The following is a 1975-nucleotide window of genomic DNA, read 5'->3' as shown; positions in this document are numbered from 1 at the left end:
GATGCCGATTAACCTGCGAGGCCACTACGGGTGCCGGGCCTCCACAGTGGTGGTGACGCGTCCGGTGGCGATGTCGTAGACGTGGCCGGACACGCTCACCTTCGGTGAGAGCAGCGGCGAGGCGAGCAGGCGCTCGACGTCGGTCTTGACGGTGAGGTGCGGGTCGGCGACGGCGGAGGCGTCCAGCGTTGCCTCGGGGACTCCGGTCGCCTCGGCGGCCCGACGCCGGAAATCGGGGTCAGCGAGAAAACCGGTTCCGCATTGCGTGTGGTGAACGACCGCGACCTCGAAGAGCGTGTCTGCCGGGCCCTGACGGCCGAACAGCTGCCCAGCGAGGAAGGCGAGGAAAGCGATGTCGTCGATGACGGCCTGGGTAACGCGTCCCCCGGCGTTGCGGATGACCGGAGCGTCTCCGAGCTGGAGTCCGAGGACAATGGCAGGGTCGACCCGGTGGTCGAGGCAGGTGACGACGAGCACCTGCGCCGCGGGCAGGCCGAGCGGCACGGGGGTATAGGTACGGGCGAAGTGCTCATTGCGCTCGAGCAGGGGCTTCATTCTGGTCATGGTGGTTCCGTTCCGTTTCGGAGGGTTATCACTGGACAGCGGACCGGGTGCCCACGCCGTGGCGGACTGCGATGTCGCGGATGGCCGCGGCGAGGAGATCGGGGTGCTCGCTCGTAGTTAGGTGACCGCCGGGGAAGGTGAGGACTTCGGCCTGATGCACCCGCTCGCGGGTGGCCGGGATCTGCCGGTGCTCGTAGGGGTCCTCGTCGCTCCCCCCGACGTAGAGGGCGACCGTGCCGTGCAGGTCACGGGCGATCGAGGCCAGATCCCAGCGCTGCGCTTGGCGGCGGTGCTCGCCGACGAACCCCGCGGCGTTGTGGAGGAATGCCGCTCCGTCTCTCCGGGTGACCGCCGACCACATCTCGGCGAGTTCCTCCGGGGAGGGACGGTGTCCGCGGGAGTACATTCGCGCCCGGGTCATCGCCGTGCCGAACACACGCGATGAGCGTTGCGCCCGCTGCATCCCCAGTGCGCCCAGCGGGGTGCGCAGCAGCGGCGTGCCGCGCCACGGATGCGTGTGTGCGTCGGCGAACAGGCCGCCGTTCACCATGAAGACGGCCGTGATCACCGGCCCGCCGAAGTCGGCCGATGCGGGCCGCTCTGGCGAGCGGCTCTCCAGCTGCCGGCGCAGCACTTCGAGCAGCGCCAGCGACGTGTAGTCGAAGGTCACGACGACGGTGCGGCGCACGCGGTGGTGGCGCCACAGCGCCTCGACCAGGTTCGCCCGCTCGACGGTGGAGTACGGGTAGTGCCGGGGCTTGTCCGAGTCACCCTGCCCCACCGGCTCGGCGTACAGCCGCGGGCCGATATCGTCGCCGACCATCCCGTCCACCTGCGCCCAGCCGTAGGAGCCTTCCGGGAAGCCGGGCAGCAGCGTGAGCCATACGGTGTCCGCATCTCGCGCCACGCCGTGCACGCGCTCGAAAACTCGAAACGCGCCCGGAATCGCGACGGCCTCCTCCTCGGTCAAGATCCGCGCGGATTCCGGGTCGTAAGGGATCCGCTGCCCGCTGCCGAACCATTCCGCCGCCGTCACCAGCGCCCGGTCCCGCCGCGGCGGATCCATCGTGTCGTGCCTGTCCATCTGGAGCCTCCTTCAGCATTTAGTGGACGCTGTACACATTAACAGGAGATGTGGACGTCGTCCACTTTGTTATCCTGTCGCCGTGACGGCCACTCGATCAGCAGAGGCGAATGACCAGGCTGCCCCGGAGCGAAGGCGCCGTCCGCGAGGCGCGGTCCGCGACGGTCTGGTCGCCGCCGGGCTCGAGCTGGCCCGCACCGGCGGCCCGGACGCCGTTGTGCTGCGGGAAGCGACGCGGATGGTGGGCGTGGTGCCTAACGCGGCCTACCGGCACTTCGCTGATCGTGACGAGCTCCTCGCCGCGGTCTGCGCGGCGGCCATGGGCGA

General features: G+C 69.7%; 3 protein-coding genes. 1 reads left to right on the top strand and 2 read right to left on the bottom strand.

Going from position 1 to position 1975, the window contains the following annotated elements:
• Window positions 1-24: 24 nt before the first annotated feature.
• Both VH969_RS02205 and VH969_RS02200 read right to left on the bottom strand, forming a co-directional pair.
• The gene (locus tag VH969_RS02205) at window positions 25-555 is read right to left on the bottom strand and encodes a carbonic anhydrase (protein ID WP_331969476.1); all 531 of its coding nucleotides are present in this window, start codon (window positions 553-555) and stop codon (window positions 25-27) included.
• A gap of 37 nt (window positions 556-592) precedes the next feature.
• A complete protein-coding gene (locus VH969_RS02200; RefSeq protein ID WP_331969474.1) occupies window positions 593-1648 on the bottom strand; it encodes an alpha/beta fold hydrolase in 1056 nt (351 codons plus the stop codon).
• An 82-nt stretch (window positions 1649-1730) separates the two neighbouring features.
• Between VH969_RS02200 and VH969_RS02195 the strand changes: the two genes are divergently transcribed.
• A partial coding sequence (locus VH969_RS02195; protein ID WP_331969472.1) for a TetR family transcriptional regulator occupies window positions 1731-1975 on the top strand: 245 nt, incomplete at its 3' end.

This window comes from Actinophytocola sp. (assembly GCF_036555685.1).
Classification (GTDB): Bacteria; Actinomycetota; Actinomycetes; order Mycobacteriales; family Pseudonocardiaceae; genus Actinophytocola.
Note: the sequence above shows the minus strand (reverse complement) of the source record. Positions and strands in the feature narration are given on the sequence as shown.